Origin of the sequence: Sutterella faecalis (genome assembly GCF_006337085.1) — a bacterium.
GTDB lineage: Bacteria > Pseudomonadota > Gammaproteobacteria > Burkholderiales > Burkholderiaceae_F > Sutterella > Sutterella faecalis.
Window position 1 is genome coordinate 196,492 of the sequence record NZ_CP040882.1, and the last position, 19,307, is coordinate 215,798.

Annotated in this window: 14 protein-coding genes; 1 reads left to right on the plus strand and 13 read right to left on the minus strand. The window is 59.9% G+C overall.

The genetic code is table 11. The features are described 5' to 3' along the window. Positions 1-64 precede the first annotated feature (64 nt). From FG381_RS00820 to FG381_RS00840, 5 genes are all read right to left on the minus strand, one after another. Complete coding sequence (locus FG381_RS00820; protein ID WP_139687084.1) at positions 65-1,102, minus strand: ankyrin repeat domain-containing protein; 1,038 nt, start codon at positions 1,100-1,102, stop codon at positions 65-67. A gap of 16 nt (positions 1,103-1,118) precedes the next feature. Then, the gene (locus tag FG381_RS00825) at positions 1,119-3,596 is read right to left on the minus strand and encodes an ankyrin repeat domain-containing protein (RefSeq protein ID WP_139687085.1); all 2,478 of its coding nucleotides are present in this window, start codon (positions 3,594-3,596) and stop codon (positions 1,119-1,121) included. A gap of 91 nt (positions 3,597-3,687) precedes the next feature. Next, a complete protein-coding gene (locus FG381_RS00830) occupies positions 3,688-4,746 on the minus strand; it encodes a DUF1266 domain-containing protein (RefSeq protein WP_165697774.1) in 1,059 nt (352 codons plus the stop codon). 160 nt (positions 4,747-4,906) lie between these two features. Next, the gene (locus tag FG381_RS00835) at positions 4,907-6,052 is read right to left on the minus strand and encodes a hypothetical protein (RefSeq protein ID WP_139687087.1); all 1,146 of its coding nucleotides are present in this window, start codon (positions 6,050-6,052) and stop codon (positions 4,907-4,909) included. A gap of 53 nt (positions 6,053-6,105) precedes the next feature. Then, positions 6,106-7,758, minus strand: coding sequence for a serine-rich family protein (locus tag FG381_RS00840; protein WP_139687088.1), 1,653 nt, complete (start codon positions 7,756-7,758; stop codon positions 6,106-6,108). Between the two features lie 30 nt (positions 7,759-7,788). Here FG381_RS00840 and FG381_RS00845 point away from each other — a divergent pair, with 30 nt between their 5' ends. Then, a complete protein-coding gene (locus tag FG381_RS00845) occupies positions 7,789-8,004 on the plus strand; it encodes a hypothetical protein (protein WP_139687002.1) in 216 nt (71 codons plus the stop codon). A 201-nt stretch (positions 8,005-8,205) separates the two neighbouring features. On the opposite strand, the gene FG381_RS00850 is transcribed toward FG381_RS00845, so the two are convergent. The 8 genes from FG381_RS00850 to FG381_RS00885 all read right to left on the minus strand — a co-directional run bounded on the left by FG381_RS00850 (position 8,206) and on the right by FG381_RS00885 (position 19,287). Then, positions 8,206-9,699 carry an ISNCY family transposase gene (locus FG381_RS00850; protein WP_139687003.1) on the minus strand — a complete coding sequence of 498 codons (1,494 nt, stop codon included), beginning with the start codon at positions 9,697-9,699 and terminating at the stop codon, positions 8,206-8,208. A gap of 420 nt (positions 9,700-10,119) precedes the next feature. Further along, positions 10,120-11,526, minus strand: a complete 1,407-nt coding sequence (locus FG381_RS00855; protein ID WP_139687089.1) for a conjugal transfer protein TraG N-terminal domain-containing protein — start codon at positions 11,524-11,526, stop codon at positions 10,120-10,122. A gap of 15 nt (positions 11,527-11,541) precedes the next feature. Next, on the minus strand, positions 11,542-13,011 hold the full coding sequence (locus FG381_RS00860; RefSeq protein ID WP_165697775.1) for a conjugal transfer protein TraH: 1,470 nt from the start codon (positions 13,009-13,011) through the stop codon (positions 11,542-11,544). 74 nt (positions 13,012-13,085) lie between these two features. Further along, entirely contained in the window at positions 13,086-14,054 is a 969-nt protein-coding gene (traF, locus tag FG381_RS00865) for a conjugal transfer protein TraF (RefSeq protein ID WP_165697776.1), read from the minus strand. After that, positions 14,051-16,615: a conjugal transfer protein TraN gene (traN, locus tag FG381_RS00870; protein WP_139687092.1), complete on the minus strand. Its 2,565-nt coding sequence runs from the start codon at positions 16,613-16,615 to the stop codon at positions 14,051-14,053. Before traN ends, traF begins: the two co-directional genes overlap by 4 nt. After that, a complete protein-coding gene (locus FG381_RS00875; RefSeq protein ID WP_139687093.1) occupies positions 16,608-17,879 on the minus strand; it encodes a hypothetical protein in 1,272 nt (423 codons plus the stop codon). Before FG381_RS00875 ends, traN begins: the two co-directional genes overlap by 8 nt. Next, entirely contained in the window at positions 17,876-18,583 is a 708-nt protein-coding gene (locus tag FG381_RS00880) for a hypothetical protein (RefSeq protein WP_139687094.1), read from the minus strand. The genes FG381_RS00875 and FG381_RS00880 overlap by 4 nt, the downstream gene beginning before the upstream one ends. Continuing rightward, positions 18,580-19,287, minus strand: coding sequence for a hypothetical protein (locus FG381_RS00885; protein ID WP_139687095.1), 708 nt, complete (start codon positions 19,285-19,287; stop codon positions 18,580-18,582). The genes FG381_RS00880 and FG381_RS00885 overlap by 4 nt, the downstream gene beginning before the upstream one ends. Between the last annotated feature and the right edge of the window lie 20 nt (positions 19,288-19,307).

The window sequence follows — 19,307 nt, forward strand, 5'->3', positions numbered from 1 at the left end:
GCAGGCATACGGCGAATACACGTGAGATACCTTTTGGGCATTTGATTCTGCAAGGCGATCGTGATTACGCCTCACAGCCGGCTACGATCAATACTGCAGTCAGTTCCTCAAGTCCGGCCGCAGCCGCGAATGCAAGCGGCCCTCGACCTTCGGCATCGCGGACATGGACGTTTGCGCCTCTTGCCAGCAGGCTTCGGACAATGTCGGTATGGCGTTCGCGAATGGCAATGAGGAGGGGCGTTAGTCCGTTTCGCTGAGCTATATTGATGTCGGCTCCAGCCTTCATCAGCATTTCCGCAATGACCACTCGTCCGAGGCGTGCAGCTTCGCAAAGTGGAGTTTCTCCATTTCGTCCAGGACGATCAGGATCTGCTTTAAAGGCGAGGAGTTTTTCAACACAGCCCAAAGCTCCGGCTCGCGTTGCGACAAGAAGAGGCGTTTCTCCGCCATCATTGCGTTCGTTCACATCGGCATCAGCTGCCGAGAGTATCAGTGTCAGTGCTTCTAAATCGCCCTGACGTGCGGCCTGATGAAGGGCATTGGTGCCGTACCGGTCCCTGGATAGGCGGATGGGAGCATTGCGGCCCGGCAGCATGCCGAACATGCTGCTCTTTCCGGAAGCCTCGCTCTGACGCTTCATCAGGGCGGAAAGCACGTCCGGCATGCTGCTCGCCGCAGCAAGGTCCAACGCCGTCCGACCGTCGCAATCCGTCATGGTGATGTCGGCATCCGGTCGCCTGAGAAGGCGAAGAGCAGCTTCGCTGCGCCTTGCGAGGATCATCGACATGACCGGCGTTTGTCCATTTCGATTCTGGGCATTGATATCTGCTCCGGCATCCAGAAGTGCGTCGCTCACCAGAGCATTTCCGGACCACGAAGCCCAGTGGAGGGCGGTGCGGCCCTCGCGATCTGCCGCCAGAGGATTGGCTTCTGCCTGGATGAGGAGCCTCACGATCGGGAGCGTGCCGTCCCGCGCGGCCATCATGAGTGCCGTCATTCCGTCGCCATCGGTCTGATCAACATTTTCGATGCGTTTGAGAATGGCTGAAACGACGCCGGCTTGCCGGCTTTTGACGGCTTCAAAGAGAACATTGTTGAGCATTCTTGTCTCCCAAACGTCATCGAAGATCCGATGACGCAAGCAGTGTCAAGCCGGCACGCTCTGCGGCCTGACGTGCCGGAATAAAACTAAGCGAATCCAAAAGCAGAAAAATGTAGGAGTCGCAATCGAGGCCAAGTGCTGCAATTCTGAGGGAGAGTCCCCAGTGCGTGCTGACGGCATCGAATTTGCGCGCGAAATCGGGCACTTCATCGTCCGGATGAATATCTATCGGAACGTTGTTGAAACCCGCTGAGCGAATCAGCGCAAAGTTCGAAAGGCCTTCCAATTGTCCGCAGAATTCCTCGCCGTCCGTCTTCCAATCCATTTCGACGGCGGCATCAAGCGATATGAGCAGATCAGCAGTTCTGCGGGCCAGTATGTCCGGGTCCTCATCACCCCCTTCGCTATAGAGGCCGAGTGCCATCATCCGCAGTTCAAGGGGCCCGCGCGTGAGGGGCTTGAGGGCTCTTGAGAGAAAGTCGGTCATACCGCGAACGGGATCGAAAGGATCCGAGGCACACTGGCGCTTCATTGCGTGAAGTGATGAGCGATTCCCTTCGTCGCCATTTGTCGCGCCTGTTGCCGGTTGCGGCGATCGTCTGCGGACACGGTCAAAGAAGTCGCTCCATCCCGTTCTCGTTTGAGAATCCGTTTGCGGCTCCATACGTGCACAGGTCGTTTTAGCCTTGGACTCCGGATCCCCAATCGCCTTGAGAGGAGTGATTCCTGAGGAATGCTTGCTTCGAATGCGGTCAAAGAAACTTCCCATGGGCGGTTTATCTCTTTTGGCTGGGATGGCGGCAGACGTATTGAAGGTAGGGCAGCCCTCTTCGCATGAAGATCTCTTCAGCGCTTCAGGCTCGCGCCCGGTATTGAAGGCTTCTTTTTCTCTGAAAGATTTGCTCTTCTCAGCAGCTTCGCATTTTGCTATTGCCGAGAGGAGCTTCTCTACGACGCCGTCATTGCCGGTTGCGGCTGCAATATCCAGTGCCGTGCGGCCTTGTGCATCCATGATGGATGCGTCTGCACCCGCATCAAGAAGAAGTTCCGTAAAAGCTTCTGCCTGAGCGGGAGAGGATAAGCCCGCAGCAGCCATAATCGGAGTCGTGCCCGATTTGTCTGCAAGATTGGGATCTGCCCCGCCTTTGAGCAGGAGCCGCGCCATGCCTTCGGCATCCTGACTTCCATTCAGGGCGAGGAGTCCCAGTGCTGTGATGCTTCCAGGAATTTTTAAGAACGGTCGATCCACTCCCTTCGCCGACATTCTGGCATTGGGATCCGCTCCTTTTTCAAGGAGAATGGAAGTCGCGAGGTGCGCCCAGTTTTCTTCTCCTGCTCTCCAGCCTCGGCCGATGTTGTGAGCCAGAGTAAGAAGCGGCGTGAGGCCTTCTGCATCCACAGGCGCATTGGCGGCTTCAGGTGCCTGCAGCATGATTCTGAGCGCTTTTGCCCAGTCGCCGACGGATAGATTGCCGGGAATGGAAAGCGGATACTGAGGAGCCCAGAGGAGGAGCCTCATGGCGCTGGTTCCATCCGTTTCTAGACCATGACGCGCTTTCCCATTGACGCGGGCTGTGGGACTGGCTCCGGCATCAATCAATAAGCTCATAACTTCAGGAGCCATCGCATGCGCGGCGGCGGATAGCGGCGTGAGACCGGCCAGGTCGCCCTCAGACGCCGGCTCATCCCTGGCCTGACCTAGTGCAATCAAGGCTTTTATTTTCCCAACGTCCCTCATCGCGGCGGCCTCGGCTGCTGTCGCGCCTCCTGTTGCGAGCTTGAGCGGAGCACTCTCATCATTCTCTAAAAAGGCTTCGTCGCCGTAAACCAGCCAGGGCGCAACAAGGCGGGAGCCGTTGGCTGCGGCGATTTCCCTCGCGGTCTTGCCGATGGCGCTTTTTGCGTTGGGATTGACGCCAAGATGCCGGACGAGAATCATCGCGATCGCCAGGGCATCGGTTTCGGCCGTCAGGGCTTCTGCATGCGGAAGGTCGGTAAATCGGTGAAGATTGCTGCACAACGCATGCAGAAGCGTAAAGCCGGTGCTGTCTATCGGTCCCGACGCTTTAACGCCGCATCTGGCTAATGCCGTAAAAAACGGATGGAGCATTTGCTCCAGAGCGAAGAATGCCGCTGTTCGTCCTGACGAATCCTTTGCATTGGCCTTTGCGCCGGAACTGAGAAGCAGCGCGGCGGTTTTCTCCACTGCATCCGGATGCTCGCGCCAGTTTTTCGGGCCCTGAGCAAGATGCATCAAGGGCGTAAGCCCATTTCTATCGGGCGTATCGGGATCGGCTCCGCGATCAAGAAGAATCCTAACCGCCTCAAAGTCACCGGCCTCTGCGGCATGCGAAAGCATCGTCCTCCCGCAGTCGTCTGCGGCATCAACGGCAATGGCCCTGTAAAAGACAAGACGATTATTGATGCCCGAGGCCAGATCATCCCGAAATGCCTCTGCAGGATTAAAGTGCAGCAGCCGAAGAGTAGCCGGCATAACAACAATCTCCGATGAAGAGTCGGGTCGCCGGGAGAGCGCTTGAAGCGTCTGCTCCCGGTGCTTCAGGTCTATCGTCCGCGGCCGGCGCTTAATCCGTAAAGGATTGAACCCACGGATAAGGGAGCCACTCGCCTTCGTCAGTCAGAAGTTCGACAGCCGAGCCTGCGGCATCGTCCAGCCAGTCTGCAGCGAGTTCTTCTCCGGCGGCCATTCGCCAGAAAAGACCGCCGAAAAGATAGGAGATGCCGAACGCGCGCCACCCGGTAAAGCGAGCAGATGCTTCTTCGGCGCAGGCCTCCAGCACGGCTTCCGCCGTAGCCTCGTCGATGAGACCCACAAAATGTCCCCAGCGAACGAGAGCGGAAGCCCTGCCGATATCCCAGCCCCTCATTTCTTCGGGAGAAACCTTGTCTCTGAAGTGACGGGCAAAATGCCAGCGCTCCATGGCTCCGGCCGCATCTTCCGGATCGAGATCCTCGGCAACGGCCTCGAAAGTTTCAGCGTTTGCGTACTGAGCGTAAAGCCGGGACATGCCTCCATTTTCGAGAAGGTCCGACAACGTTTCGCCCAGTTCTTCGGTCGTGGTGATTCCCCAGAAATCGCTGAGAATCGTACGAACTTTCTCTTCAAAGAACGGTTCGTGCTCTTCAGGATCAAGCTGGTCGAGTTCATGACCATTGAGGTTGCCGACAATGCCGCCCAGGAGATAACCGAAAATTCGGGCTTCCCGTGATCCGCGGGCGACAGTCCGGGGTTCGGATTCCGTAAAGTCCGTCTGAAGCTGATCGATATAGTTTTTGGCGTTGTCGTAGCCTTCCTCGCGACTTTCGCTCATTCCGGCGTTTGGATCGACGCCCATCGCCTGAACGCTCTTCTGCATGGCTTGAATCAGCGACTGCGGATCGAATGACCCGCCGCTTTGTGCGGCATCAACAGCTTCAAAGGCAGCGGTCTGGGCCTCTGAGATAAGGGCGCTTTGATTGGCCATGGCCTGCTCAAGCTGTGCCTTCATCATGGCGAGCATCTCGGGATTGTCGCCGTAAAGCGATTCCATCATTTTCATCTGAGAGTTGATCGCTTCTTCCTGCACCTTAAGCACGGCCTGAGCCTGCTCTCGTACAAACGCTTCGGTGTTTTTGTCGGTCATAAGCACTCCTTTCTGAGTCAATCCCATTCGATTAAATCTAACTATAGATTGGATTTCCGCAGCTTGATATGCTCAACTCTACCGATGGCTGTAAGAGAGTCGCGATATATAAGGACCGTGAATACCCTGACTTTCGCGCCTAAAGAAGGTCTGAGGAGAGTCAGCGATCCGGGATCTCAATCCCTTCCTCCAGCGCAAAAGCCGCCGCACCGTTATGAAATTCCGGGTGGAGCACAGGACGCCAGCGCATACCGGCAATGGCCGCGGCGATTGCGGCGCGCTCGACCAGAGGGTCATCGAGGATGAGGCCCATGAGTTCGATGGGGCACGTAACCCGCACGGACGGCCGGAGCCCGGCTTCCGTAATCACGCGCGAAGAATCACGGCGTTTCGATTCCGGGGACGCATAGCTCTTCCCGAAGATCGGCACAAATTGATCCCGTTCGTCGTCCGTTATCGGTTCCTGGTCGAGCCCCTCCCAGTGCGCCCATGCGAAGTTCTTCCGCATCTCAAGGGCTTCCCGGGTATTCGCTCCCGCAATATTGAAGGCGAGCGAAAGTTCGGCGAAGAGGGCGGAGGGCGAGCGGTTGAATGCAAAGATGGAAAGAAGCGAATGCTGTCCGCAGGTGATGGAGAGCCGGAGCTTTCTCGCGTTCTTGTTGTTGGTGGTGCCGAGCGACACCATCCACCAGATGCGGGCGGCGTCCCAGGGGCTCGGAATCGTGAGATCCACGACGCGGCGGGCCAGCGCGAGCGCGAGGCCGGCCTTGGGCGTTGCGGCGAAGGTTTCCCATCCTTCCCGTGCTGCGGGAGAGATGCTCGCGAGCACCTTTTGGAATCGCTCCTCAGGCGAAATGCCGTGCCGGGAGCCTTCCGCGAGGAATTGGTCCTGAAATGCCGCCGGGAAGTGGTCGTCGTAGACGGCTCCCGGGTCGCGGCAGATCTGACATTCGGACTTGGAGCGGTTGAGGAGCTTCAAGCCCATTTTCTCCGCCCGGCCGATCAGCTCGCGCTCGAGCGCTTCCTGCCGCAGCGTCGGGGCATGGATGAAGGCGAGATAGTCGGTTTTGTGGCCGAGGTCGGCATGCTTCTGCTGCCTCGCCGAGAGGTTGATGGTGCGGCCGATGTAGAGGTCCCCCGTGGATCGGAACTGGAGGTAGATGCCGCTCAGCTTGTCGATCGAATTCTCGGGGTGCTTCATCGCCTGGAGGACGGTTCCTCCATCCTTCATCACAAGAAAGTGCCGGAAGCCGATGTCGGCGGCGGTCTTTTGAGCGGTTTCGATGGTCCAGGTGCGTGAGGTCATAAGATTTGTCCTTTTGAAAAGCGCTTCGTCGCGAATGGATGTCGGCGTGAAAGTCATCGGCGGGGAGTGGTCTCCCGCGCTTCGCCGGCCTTCAGCAAGTCCGCCCGAAGTTCCGGGTTTCTCTCGGAAGCTTCAAGGAGTCCCTGATAGATGGCGTGAGGAGAGGCGTAGCCGCGCCCGCCCGGAAGGAGAAGCCCGAGCGCAGAGGTGAGTCCGTGGTGGTCGGACTTCCAGAGTTCCTGCGCGCGGACGAGCGCACCCTGATGCACGAGAAGCGCTTCGCGGGTTTCCTGGGTGACATCAGAGGCGAGGGACTTCTCTGCAGCGCCGCTCCCGATTTGAAGCGACCGTGCATCGCCCTCCATTAGAACATCTGCGGCGCTGCCGCTGAACTGAGCGTCTGTTCGGGTCCGCAGGGCGTCGAGCTTTTCATGTGCGGCGGAGGCAGCAGCATCCGCCCGGGCGCGCGACGAATCCTCTCCCGAGAGCGGAACAAAACGGGCTTTTTCCGCCGAATCCATGGCGCTTCTTGCAAAGGCGGCGCGTTCAGCCGGATCTGCCAATGCTTCGAGCACCGCTTCGGGAGACCCGTATTCGGCGATAGCCCGCTGCATGAGGTAGGAGTCGAGCCGTGCGCCGGTGCCGAGCGTTGAGGCGGAAGTTTCTCCCGCGCTCCTGGTCCACGAGCGCGCCTCGCGGGTTTCGGCGGCGTCCGAGGCCGTATGCGCGCTGCTTCTCCCGCGGGTAAGCATCCCGCCTTCCGTGACTGCGCCCGTCTCTGAAGAGCTTCTGCGCGTTTCTTCCCCAAGCGACTCTGCCGACTGCTGAGACGCGTCCGAGCGCCAGCTCGTTCCCGATTCGACCGTTTGGGTCCGGGCCGTCTGATCGTCGTTGGCGGCTCCCGTACGCGTGGTGATGTCGCCTCCGATCGAGACGTTCCCGAGGACGGAGGCGCGGGCTGAAAGTTCGCGAGAGCCCGGCTCTCTGCCGTCCTTCGGCATGGAAGAGAACCCCGCAATCCCGGAGGGTCCGGAGCCGTGGAATCCCGCATAGGGGAGGGCTGCGGCGGCGTTCGACGCATTCCCGCGGTGAAGCGCGTCGCCCGACAGGGCTCCCGGCTGGAAGTCAGCGGATTCGGAAGCATCTGCGCCGAGCCTCAGCCCCGAGCGCGTTGTGAAGCCGGCGGCTTCCGTCATGGCGGAGCTCTCCGAAAGCGTGTTCTGAGCATGTTCGCCCATCGAGCGGGAAGCGGTTTCCCCTCTCGACAACGTCTGCGACGCTCCGGAAGTTCTCGACGCCGACGCTTCCTCGCTTCTCCTGACGTTCCAGCCTGCAGAATCCGCATTTTCGGTGCGCACGCCTTCGGCATAGGCGCTCGTGCGGCTCGTGGAGACGCTCCCGAGGTCGGCCGCGGCCTGCTGGGTGCTCCGGCCCTGGGTAAGGGTGCTCGCCCCCGTGACGCCGAGGTCGGAGGCCGCAGCCGTGACGGCCGTCACCTGACCGCGGTCCGAATCGCGCACCACAGACCCTTGAGCAGTCGCGGTGCGCGTGACGCTTCCCGCCACAAATCCCGTCGAAATGTCGGACTTGTTGGCGTTTGCGTTGTTGACTGAACTATTCCCGATCGAAGCGTTCCCGGCCGCAACATTCCCGGCGGAAAGCTGCGCGCTCTGCGACTGCGCCGCGCCCGCCGCGGGCTGCATCATTGAACTCGCAAGTGTTAACGGGCAGCAAAAATGAGACTGCTAACCCACAGCGATAATGAGACTTTTTCTGCCCCTCTGGGTGACACCAGCAATCGGCAAGAGTTTCACAACAGCGCTGATCTTTTCAAGGAGGCGAAAAGCTACACAGCGGCTTTTCTGGTAACGCGCGAGCTCGCGGATTGGTTTGCGGGCATTGTGCTGGCCGAGCGCTCCACTTCGGCACCTGGCGGCGGTACCGGCATTTAGCCTACGGGCACTGAGGCAAGCTCTGTCAAGCGAACGTGGAATAAACGAGCGCGGCCTTCAGACGCGCGAAGCTTTATGCCGCGAAAGTCGCTTGACAGAAATCCCTGAGATATCATTTAGTTAAGGCGGATGCATCCAAGCGCAGCGCGCGGTGCATTCGCCTTAACGACCCACCATCTCAACGGTGCTTCAACCGTTGAGTTATCTCTTGGGCTTCAACTTTTCCTTGGCTGCTGCAATACGAGCATTGATTGCTTTCGCTTCTTCGATCTTTCGGTTCAGTTCCTCCCGTTTCGCCATCGCTTTCAGAGCCGATCTCCTTTGCATTTCGTGCCAGGGGCTCTTTTGCGTCGTTTCTGAGTCTCCTTTCTTTTGACGCCCCACTTCATCAACGCGGTGATTCAGTGTCTTGGCCGTTTCTTCCGGTGTTGCGACTGACATTTTCAATTTCGTTCTGTCGTGTTCCGTGAATTCGAGCACGTGGTAGCGTTTTCGGATTCTCGGCCCCTCTTTGGTGATCCGCTTGCGATGTTCAACCTCGTCGCACCAGAGGATTTCCACCCGCCCATCGGCATACTCCAGCAGATTGCACTCAGTCTTCATCATTGCTCCCCTCATGGAGCGGCCCACCCCGACAATCTGCAGTGTCTTGCTGCCGTAGGACACCGTCAGGTTCCTGCTGATCATACGTGTATGCCATCTGGCAAAGATCTGCTCAATGCGTTCTTTCGTTTCCTCCAGCAGCGGCGCGTGGCTATCCTTAGAGTCAGCGGGAGCAATTGCGAATTCTTGGTTATAGCTCGCCAGCAATTCCGGCATTCGTGAATTTGCTTCCGCCATATTTCTGATGCCCAGCACACGGAACTCTTTTGGCCATCGTCCCTGCAGCGTGCTGAATGTTCGCTCGACCCGCCCTTTGGCTTCTGGCGAATTAGCCCGTATCCCCGTTACCCCCAACTCCCGACAGACTCTTTGAAATTGTGTTTCCTCGGATTTTCCGCTCTTCGAGGGATTTACTGGGGCAAAGATGGAATGTCTGTCGCTGTACAGAGCCCATGGAATCCCATATTTTTCAATGTACTTATTCAGCAACTGAAGATATCCTTCAGATGTTTCTGTTGGATAGAAGCCGGCGACCATGATGCGGCTTGTTGCGTCATCGACAAAGATGAGAAGCGCGTAGCTGTTATCGTCTCCGGTTCCCTCGAACCATGGATGCGGACTGCCGTCAATTTGAATCAGTTCCCCAACGCTCGATCTGCGGCGGCGCAGCTTATGCGCGGTCGACCTGCGCTCCTTTGGAGTTTCTTCCGGACGAAGTGTTGTCAGGATTCGTCGTACCGTTTCAACGGAGACCTCAATACCCTCAATGAGCAAATACTTATGCAGGAGGGTTGCCTGGAAGCCCTCATATTTGCCTGTTGCAAACTCGATGATCCTCGCTCTGATCTGCGGATCGAGCTTATTGGCCGGAACACGATTCCCTTGACCGGTATGTGAGGGCAGCCGACCTGTCTCTCGCCAGTTCTTGAGATGCCGCATAAACGTGCTGCGAGGCATCTGCATCAATGTCTTGGCATCCTCAACGCTATAGAGATGCCTTTCGTAGCCTTCAAAAATTTCCTGAGGTGTCAGCCGAGGGATTTCGGACTCAACAACAGAAGGGCCCCGAGACTTTCTTGCTTGTTTCGACATAGCAGTCTCCTTGGTAATTAAGCCGAAGGGATTTCGACTTAATATCCAAGGAATACATTATGTTAAGAGGAAATACCATTGTCGATATTCAGCATATTCAGTAGTCTCATGCAGAGGTATCCTGTCTTATTGCTGTGGTATCTCATCTCATTTCGTCATGGCATCGGGTCCCATTCATTTGTATGCAGTTCTGCCGCTGGGGCAAGTAGTCTCAGTGCAGAGGTAAAGCTGACCAAGAGTGGTATGCCGTCTCATTCAGAGCGGTTTGCAGTCTCAATCCCTGTGGTAATCCATCTCTCTTTACGGAGGTATCGGGTCTCAGTGGTAATGGGTCTCGTGGTAGCGGAGGTATCCAGGCCAACAGGATGTTGGTATATCGTCCCGGTCAGATACGGTATATGGTCTCAAATCCTTGGCGTATCACGTCTCAAAGTCGTTGGCTAAACAGTCTCGTTTACGCTGACCGTTAACAATCATTGAACTCGCAAGACTCGCCGCGCCCATGTCGGAGGCCCGCGCGAGGAGGTAGGAAATGAGGGGAACGAGGAGCATCAGGTACCCCGCCATCGCCTGAGAGGTCGCGCCCTGGTCGCGGATGAAGTCCGCGGCTTCAAGCGTGAGGCCGCCGTAGATTTCAGCAATCCGGTTCATGGGGTTGGCGTCGAGGTGAATGAGGAGATAGTTGATCACGGACGCAATCGGTGCCCAGAGGGCGAGCCAGAGAAAGAGCGTCAGATACATGCGCGCAACGCGCGTTCCTTCCGCGCCGAAGGCGACGAGCATCCCGAGAACGATGGGGAATGCCGCAATCAGAATGAATTCGAGGAGGTTCCTGAGCTTGGGGAGAAACGCCGCGGCGAGCTCCCCCATGGTCCGGAAGGAAATCTCTGACGCAAGACTCCCCTGCGCCTTCGCGAGCGCCACGGCTCCTGCGAGGGGCATTGAAAAGTTTCCTGCCTCACGTTCCGCGGCTCCCGGGATTTCCGTGAGGAGCACGGCGTGCGCAAGGCTCTCGGAAAGCGTTCGCGAGATTCCGAGCATTTTGGCTTCGGCCTCGGGGATGGCTTTCTTCAGCGCCGCCTCAAGCACCGCCGACTCCGTATTGCCTCCGGAAAGCTTTGCCATGAGGAGCTTCTCCTGCGCGGGCACCTCCCGGGTTTTGAGAAGCGTTAGGAGCTTCTCTGCCGCCGCATCGCAATAGACGGGGGAGCCGTCAATCATGAGGACGCGCGCGGGATTCGTCCACCCGCGGGCGGTGACGGTGGCGGCGAGGTTTCCCGTCGTCATGAGTTCGGTGAGCTTCGCGGGGCTCTCGAGGATTTCCGGCATCACGCAGCGGTTCAAAAAGGGATCGAGCACCGCGCGGGTTTCGGCCGTGACGGGACCGGCCTGGGCAAGCGCCGCGGCGGCGCGCTCGGGGAACACTGCGCCGAATTTCGTGAATTTCGCGGCGTCGACGTCTCCCAGCGCCGTTTCAAAGAGGTTCGCTGCAAAGCGGCCGATTTTGGACGAGAGCGCCGCCGTGAGGCCGAGACCGATCGGAACGCCCGTCACGACTTCCGCCGTCATCGCGCGCGCATCCTCGACCGTCACCGTGATCTTCGGGACGAACGCGATCGAATAAAAGAGGACGACCGACATGAACCAGGAGAGCATCTCGAAGGGCTTCCAGCGAAGGACCGCCGCAATCGTGACGCCGAGAAGCCCGAGGGTCGTCATCGTGAGGAGAAAGACCGTGTAGCCCGAAGACTCCGTCATCCCTACGACGGCCTTGAAGAGCGCCGCCACCTGGGGGCCGTTCCAGTTGGCGTAGAAGTCGATGTTCATTCTTCTTTTCTCCCGTTAGTGCCGGCGCGGCATGCGGGATGCCGCCTCAATGGCGCTTCGGCCGTAGACCGAGCGTTCGATGTGCGCGGCCTGTGCGCTGTAGCTCTGCGCCCGCGACATGGCCTCATAAAGCCGCGCTTCATGCCCGCGAAGCTCTTCGAGAATGAGGGCGAGCCGGCTTTCGAGCTTCTTCGCGTGTTCGGCCATGCGGGTGTTGGCGCTTCGCGCGGAGGAGCCGGCTACGAGCCGCCGCACGTCTTCGGCGAGACCCCGGAGCGCCGTCGTGAGCCCTTCATAAGCGGCGGCTTCCGAATAAAGCTTGAGGAGCGACGCACCGGCCGCGGGGATGCGGGAGGAGGCCGACGCCTCAATGAGGGAGAGAAGCGGAAGGGAGGAGATGTTGGCAAGGAGCGTGAGCTCCTTTTCAGTCACCTCCGCGCGGTTTCGCGAGACAAGGCTCTTTCGGTACTTCTCTGCCGCCGAATGAATTTCGCGCACGAGATTGACGGGGGAGGCTGTGGATTCTGCGGGATTGAGGCACTTCTGAGATTCGTCGCAGACGAGGCGCTTCGCGTTGGGGAGCGTCTCCCGGTCGATCGACCCGAACAAATCCCAGAGAATGTCGCGGCCGGAAATATCGGTCGTGCGGATGGTGGCGTTCTCGCCCGAACCGGTTTTGACGTAGAGCGACGTGCCTAAAAGCGTCATCATCGTTTCGAGCGACTCCTGATCGAGCTTTTCGCCCAACTTTCCGCCCCTGAGGAGCGCCCAGGTGAGGTTGAGTTCGCTCGCTTCAACGATCGCGCCGGAGCTGTCCTTTCTTTCCGGGACGTTTTCGAGAACTTTGGAGCCGTTCGTGCGGGTGAGGCGGTCGGCGTCTGAGGCGTCGGACGCCGCGCCCGTCGTGCGGAGATTGTTCTGCGCGAGATGCTGCTGAGTGCGAAGCCACCCGGCCGCCGACGCCCCTTCATTCACAATCCATTCGGCCGCCCTGCAGGAGTCGGAGAAATTGCCGGAAAGCTCCATGATCATGTCTCGAAAGGCGGTGACCTGTTCGTTCAAATCGGGAGAGAGCCCCTGGAGCGCAAGCTGAAAGGCGAGGCCCGGCATGGCAGTGCCGATCGACCTCAGAAAGCTCACGAACTCTTCCCTCGACGGGACCGAGAAGGCTCCGAGAAAGAGGTCGATCCCGCCGCAGCCGGCCTTCAGGTGCGGGGCATCGAGCGTAAAGGGCGTGAAGTCCTTTCTCGGGGTCTTCATGACGAAGGACCCGCCCGTCGCTAGCGAAAGGCTCTGGGATTCATAGATCCCGGCCGGGGTCATGGCGGTCTGCGATCCGGCCTCGTTGTAGAAGTCTTCGAGGAAACCCGCTTTCGCTGCAGGTGCGTGAAGCAGGAGCGCTATGGGAAGAAGAACGGCAATTGAAATCGATCGGGAGAGAAGCGTCGGGAGAAAACGCTTTCCCGTCTGGTATTGAAAGTGCATGACTTGGATTGGGTACTTGAGGAAAAAGAAAAAAGGGAAAAAGCAGAGGAAAGTTTTCCGCGGGCGCGCATTCATCAGGGCTTTTGAGCCCCAGCGCCTTGAGCTCTCCGAAGGAGCGACCGCGCGTCGGCCTCTCCTAACGGGGGCGGCGCGAGCATGATGAGAAGCCGCCGGCGGAGTTCCGTCACGCTCGCAATGCCGCTTGAGAAGAGAAGCGGCTTCCCCCGGGGGGCGAGGGTCTTCATGAGCGGCGACCGGCTCTCTGGCTTCGGCAGAAGCGCGAGGAAGGGCCCGGGCGACGCGTCCCCGATCTGCCGAGCGATTCCGTTGTCAGGCCGCACGACGATGCCGTCGCGCTCAGGGATCGGAGCGGAGGTGGAAACCGCGAGCACTTCAAACCCATGGGCGCGTGCAAAGGCGGCGACGGGCCCGAGCGCAAGCGCATTCGTTTCGGCACTCGGGCCTCCGACGAAGATGAGGCCCGATTCGCGCGCCAATTCATTCATGAAGGCCTCCATCCGGCGGTCTTCGGAAGCGGCGAGTTCCACCACGGCAAAGTTCGCGCTCGGGTGCGAGGCCGTCCAGTCGTAGCGGGGGTTTGCGAGGCGCGAACGCTCGAAGGCTTCGGCAAAGGTCTGCGATTTGCCGAAGATGTAAACCGAGATCGCCTGAAGCGCGGCAACGTTTTCCGGTGTCGGCGTCATCACCGCCCGGTCGAGCCGGAGCGAATATTCCTTCCGAACCTCTTCCATGGTCGAGAAGCGCGAGAAGTCGTCGGGATCCTTCGGCAATCGTTCCGGATCCTCGGGAGAGGCCTTCGGATCAATCTCTTTTTTCGATTCCGCATCAGCACGATTTTTGCTCTCTCTTCCGTAGTAGAGAAATGGGCGGTCTGGCGCGGTCCAGACATCTTCCGTCCACCACCAGTCCGGACGGGCAGCAACCGATTCCGTAGAAAGCGCGAGGACGGAGAGAAGCAGGAGGCCGGGAAGAACCGCCTTCGTCCGGGGAGAGGCAGAAACAAATTTCAGAATGCCGTTCATTGGATGGAATCCTCCGGGAAAAAGACTCGAGGCGAGCGGAGCGTCCGTGCTCGCGCGTCCGTTCTCCATTCGGGAACGGTCATGAAGGAGCGGACGGCACGGAGGGAATCACCGGCAGCCCCGGCTCGAAGCCGCAAATTCCGCCCGATGCCGGTTCGGGAGACGCCGGTCGACTCCGGCATCGCCGAATAGTGGGCGAGCTTTCCGGAAAGCATGTCGGCGACGCGCTCCTCTGCACGGGCAAGCGATGCATCCGAAACGGCATTCCCCGACTTCATGGCTTCCCTCACAACATCGGCCACGAATTCCGAAAGGTCCATTTTTGAAAAGTCAAGGCTTCCGAGCTCCTCAGCGGTAAAGCCCCTGAGGTCGGGCTCAAGGGGCGTGCCCCAGCCGCGGCCGAGCTGGCTTCGGCCTTCTTCGTTGAGAATCCTCGCGAGCCGCGAATTGAAGCAGACGTAGCGCTCCTCGGTTTCGGTGCAGCCGAGCCCCGGCGTGGTGTTCGTGCAGACGGTGCCCAGGTACTTGCAGAGCCTCGCGCCCTTCATCATCGCGACCCGCTGGTCCTCTGCCCGGCAGGAGGCGTACCCCTGATAAAAGTGCATGGCGGCGGCAAGCGCAAAGCCCGAAGGGGAAAAACTGAAGCTCCAGCCCCCGGCCTGCGTCCAGGAAGCTGTTGCACCCCAGAAGGAAAAGGAGGGTTCGTAGACGCCGTTGGGGGCGCTCCCGTAAAGCTTCGTGAGGAGCCCCGAGGTGGCGTCCGAATAGGAGAGGACGTCGTAGACGTAGGGCGAGCCCACGAATTTGATGGCCTCCATGCCGGCACCCGCACCGAAAGAGAGATAAAGCGAAAAGGCGCTGTTCGACGCTCCGACCTCGGGCTCCGTGCGGCAGCAGGATTTGGCGGCCTTCCGGTCGCGGCAGCCGAGCGCAATGCCCGAAAAGAAACGGTTCCCCGAAACGTCGCCGTAAATCCCGGCTTCGCGGGCAATTTCCATTTCGACGAGCGTACTGGCGAAGTCTTCGTCGGGCTTGTCGTCCGTTGGCGCGCAGACGCCCGCAATGCAGGCTTCTCCCGAACACACGGTGCCTGCAGCCGAAGAGGATCCCTCCGTCACGCACTCATAAACGCGAGTGGGCCGCGGGCAGTCAGGACTTCCATCCGGACAGGCTTCCGAAATCAGCCGGCAGGACGGGTTCTTTTCGAGCTCCGTGCATTCGCCTTCGCCCGCCATGCGGCAGGTGAAGCTCAAAGACCACTTCCAGCAGTCGCGGTAGACGGGTTCGCCGTTGACCATCTTGATCCCCGGCCCTTCGACGCAGGTTTTGGCGGTCTCCACGCACGCGTTGTCATTTCTCAAGTCCCCGCAGGCGTCAAAGGGACTCACGTCCGACTCCTCAACAGGGGGAAGAGGCTCTGCGCCCCCGGCATCCTCAGAATTCCCCGGACCTTCGGCCTTCCCGCACCGGTAGACGGACTTCCAGCGCCGGCAGCTCCCGTCAGGAGACTCGGACTCGCAGACGGGGTCCGACTCGATTTGGCAGACGCCCGACTGGGCGAGGGATTCGAGCACCTCGCAGCCGTTTTCGCCTTCGGCCCGGCAGACGAATTCCGCGAGCCACTCCGAGCACGGCAAAGTCACCTCAACGCCGTCAATCACCTCCGTGCGGCCCGGCTTCGTGCAGGTGCGCTTGACGGCTTCGCAGGAGAGTCCCGCGAGTGCTTCTGATTGAAGCTCTTCCCTGCACTCAGACTCATCCTCGACGATCCCGCCGTCCGGGGTTTCGGTGCTGTCGCCTTCAAGGATGTCGTCCCCTTCCACCGTCACACCCCTGCAGACGTAAGCGGCGCTCCAGGAGAGGCAATGCCCCTCATTGTCCCTTCTGTCGCAGGTCTTCTCGGTTTCAAGCGTGCAGCCCGCCGCTTCGAGTTTTTCGCAGGATTCGGCTTCCGAGTGCGAGGGGCAGGAAATCGTGAGGACTTCTTCCCAGCAGGTGGGCGCAGCCGTCGCGGTTTCTCCGGGGAGATTGTCGACGGGGATCTCCCTTGGGGTTGAATCAAGGCACGTGCGAGCAGAAACAATGCAGCCGTCCTCGAGCGGAAGTCCCGGTTTTTCGATCGTGCTCCATGCAATGGAGATCCTGGGGTCTTCTGCGGTAATTCCGGGACCCGAGGTTTTTTCGGTGCAGAGGAGGTCTGAGAGGGTCTCAAGACAACCATGGGTCGCGTCCGAGGCCGCACACTTTTCCCCCGTCACGCTGCAGGTCGAGGGGATAACACCAGTATCGCATTGATTTTTTGCGGGCGACTCGTCGACGCAGGAAAGGGTCTTCTCCCACTTCCAGCATTCGCGGGAAATGGTCTGACCGTTGACAACGCGGTCGGCTGAATCGGCGCAGGTTTTCGAGAGCTCGATGCAGGTGCGCGCTTCTGCCTCTTCACCATTCAAGAGAAGAGAGACGCAGAGAGCAATCCCAAGGAGGCCCGAAGCAAACCGCGGCCGCTTCGTCGAGGCTTCCCTTTCCCGGGCAGTCGTCAAACTCATCAGACGGTCAGTCATTTGAAGCCTCCTGAGCTGCCCCCGTTATTCCCTTGCAGCCGTCCGTCCACTCCTCGACGAGGCCGCCTCCGGAGCTCCAGCCCTCATAGGCGAGAACCGCGTTGATTTTTCCCATGTAGGAGGAACCGTTGTAGATGAGGGCCCTGGCCTTTACGGTGCAGGAGGTCCCGGATGCGCCCGAACACGTGTGGGATTCGATATTGATGGACGCCTTGCAGGCACCTTTCGTGATCTGGCCTTTGCCGGTTCCGCGGAGCGTGAGGCGATTGGCTGCGCCGTTGATTGAAACGACGGCCTGGCGCGCTGCATCGCTTGTTTCCGGCCGGCAGGTGTGGGAGAGGGTCAATGTGTCGAACCCCGAGCACCCGTCCGATTTGAGCGCCGCATCGCCCTCGGCCGAAACGGAAGCGGACGATCCCGTCTGACAGGACGGTGCCCCCGAAACGGAGAGCGTTTCCGAACACGTGACGGTCGTCACCGACATCTGTGGCGCGCGGCAGGAAGCCGGGAAAAGCGCAGACGCGGTCGCGCTCGTGAGGATCCGCTCCTCGCGCTCGGGCGCGAGCGCCGAACCATCAAAAAGACACGTGTAGTGCGTTTCCGTCGTTGTGGAAAAGCCCGCGGGCACGCGGCATGTGAAGGTTCTCTCCATTTCGGGCGCAATGAAGCACGCCCAGCGCGTCTCGTTCGAAGCTCCGGACGCTTCCCAGCCCGTGAGGCACGTTTGATCGATGAAGGGCGCGCCAGCAGAGCAGGTCATTTCCTGACGGATTGCCGGAATTGAGATCGAAAAGTCCTGACAGGTGCCCGGATTGCTGCCGGAGGGCGGGTTCCCGAGGCTGTTGATGATTTCGTCGCGACCGGCGAGCATCGAATCCGGGACGGCCGGGCGGTCCGTGAACCCCTGGTCGAGCACCTGGACGGCGAGGCATTCAGGGTCCGAGGCCGAACGGCAACGGACGGTGCGGTTGACGGAGGGCCCGTAAAGGTCGCCTTTCCCCGACTGCCAGTAGGATTCCTCGCGGGAAACCAGAGACCGGTCGCCGCCGCCGAAGCCTGTGAGGACTTCGGATTCTTTTTTAGCGAGATCTTTCCAGGCGGGAAGCGCAGTCGAGCGCGCGGCGCGGACGGCTTCTGCCGGATCCGCAGATCCGGCAACTTCGGCAGCCGACGCCGTTGAAAAGCTCACGGGGAGGCCAAGGGCGAACGCAAGGCCGAGTGAAAGGCTGAGTGAAGGGGAAAGCTTCAGGGAAGGAAACTTCATGAGAAGAGGCTCCTTGCTTCTTCGAAAACGCCGCGGAGCTTGAGGCGTTCCTTTGCAAGCGACCGGATTTCGGGCGAATGCGCGCGTTGGGATGCCAAAAAGAGCGCTTTGAGCGGCCGCATGTCGCCGGGGAAAATTTCGATCGAATCCGTGCCGAAGAGAACGAGCGCCGGCACGACCGGTTCGGCATCAAGGCGGTCCCTCACGGCATGCCAGACGCCGGGCGCAGCCGCGGCGCTTGCGCCGCAGTCATTCAAGAGGCGCGAGAGCGCGAGGGTCTTCTCCCGGTCGATGACGAAGGGCGACGCGCCTTTGGCGTCGCCGCGCTTCTCTGCGGCCGCAATCGCTTCCGCTCGTCTCGCCTTCACGGGGAGGCCTGAGAGCGCCAGCGGAATCCCGAGGCGTGCGGCATCCCTCGCGATCGCCCGCAGGCTCGCCTCCGGGATGGACGAAGCCGCAAGGATCACGATCGAGCCGGGTTCGGGGGTGAGCGCTGAATCTCCATCATCCCCTGAAATTCCTTCCGAAAGACCGGGGAATCCCTCTACCGCAGGCGTTTCCGGGGAATGGAAGGGGAGGGCTTCTACCTCTCTGTCATTCTTTGACGCGAGCTCTGATAAGGCCGCAATTTCTGCGGCTGAGGCGACCGAAGAGAAGAGGAGAAAGCTTGGCAGCAGAAGACCTGAAAGAGAAGCGCGCTTCATGCGTGTTCCTCCAGGGCTTCCGTTTCCACTTTCCAGCCTTCGAGCGAGAAGGCGGCGCGAACGGGGAGCGCCGATACCCCGAGCATCCGGCGCATCTGACCGCCCTGGTCGAGGAGCACGCGCACGAGTGCGGCGTGATTTCCGAGTTCCTTCAGAACGAGACTTCTTTTGCCTGAAATGAGAACCACCTGAGCGGCAGCGATGCCCTTCCGGCGGGCTTCCTCGTCAAGCACCGTCTTCGCCCAGCGGCGCTGAGCCTCGTCGTCGCCGTCGATCAGCAGAAAAACCTTCTTCTGAAGGTCGTCGCCCTGGGACATGCGGAGATCAAAGCGTTTGAGCTCCTCCGGAAACGGAATCACACGGCGATCTTTCCGGACGGCCCGCGGAAGCTTCACCGCACCGCGGGGCGATTCCAGAGCGGCTTCCATGTCGGAAACCGTCTTTTGCCGGCGGCGCTCGAATTCGCCCGAGGACTCGTAGTGCATGACCGTTATCTGGAGCACTTCGGCCCAGTCGGGAAGGTCGTTCTCGTAGACGGGACCTTCCGCAGGATGGAGGATCACCGCGCGGCCCGCGCTCAGGTCGCCGCAGCCGGGTGCAAAGTGAGCGAGCGGGAGCATCGGCGCGCCCGGCATCGCTAGAGCGGTCTCCGCCATGAGCGGCAGGAGAAGAAATGAGAGGGATGGAAGAAGACGTTTCGTCATGAAAGGGAAGGAAAAATAGG

Coding starts and splice junctions, on each gene's coding strand:
- FG381_RS00820 (WP_139687084.1), bottom strand. CDS start 1,102: ATGCTCAACAATGTTCTCTTTGAAGCCGTCAAAAGCCGGCAAGCCGGC.
- FG381_RS00825 (WP_139687085.1), bottom strand. CDS start 3,596: ATGCCGGCTACTCTTCGGCTGCTGCACTTTAATCCTGCAGAGGCATTT.
- FG381_RS00830 (WP_165697774.1), bottom strand. CDS start 4,746: ATGACCGACAAAAACACCGAAGCGTTTGTACGAGAGCAGGCTCAGGCC.
- FG381_RS00835 (WP_139687087.1), bottom strand. CDS start 6,052: ATGACCTCACGCACCTGGACCATCGAAACCGCTCAAAAGACCGCCGCC.
- FG381_RS00840 (WP_139687088.1), bottom strand. CDS start 7,758: ATGATGCAGCCCGCGGCGGGCGCGGCGCAGTCGCAGAGCGCGCAGCTT.
- FG381_RS00845 (WP_139687002.1), top strand. CDS start 7,789: ATGAGACTGCTAACCCACAGCGATAATGAGACTTTTTCTGCCCCTCTG.
- FG381_RS00850 (WP_139687003.1), bottom strand. CDS start 9,699: ATGTCGAAACAAGCAAGAAAGTCTCGGGGCCCTTCTGTTGTTGAGTCC.
- FG381_RS00855 (WP_139687089.1), bottom strand. CDS start 11,526: ATGAACATCGACTTCTACGCCAACTGGAACGGCCCCCAGGTGGCGGCG.
- FG381_RS00860 (WP_165697775.1), bottom strand. CDS start 13,011: ATGCACTTTCAATACCAGACGGGAAAGCGTTTTCTCCCGACGCTTCTC.
- traF (WP_165697776.1), bottom strand. CDS start 14,054: ATGAACGGCATTCTGAAATTTGTTTCTGCCTCTCCCCGGACGAAGGCG.
- traN (WP_139687092.1), bottom strand. CDS start 16,615: ATGACTGACCGTCTGATGAGTTTGACGACTGCCCGGGAAAGGGAAGCC.
- FG381_RS00875 (WP_139687093.1), bottom strand. CDS start 17,879: ATGAAGTTTCCTTCCCTGAAGCTTTCCCCTTCACTCAGCCTTTCACTC.
- FG381_RS00880 (WP_139687094.1), bottom strand. CDS start 18,583: ATGAAGCGCGCTTCTCTTTCAGGTCTTCTGCTGCCAAGCTTTCTCCTC.
- FG381_RS00885 (WP_139687095.1), bottom strand. CDS start 19,287: ATGACGAAACGTCTTCTTCCATCCCTCTCATTTCTTCTCCTGCCGCTC.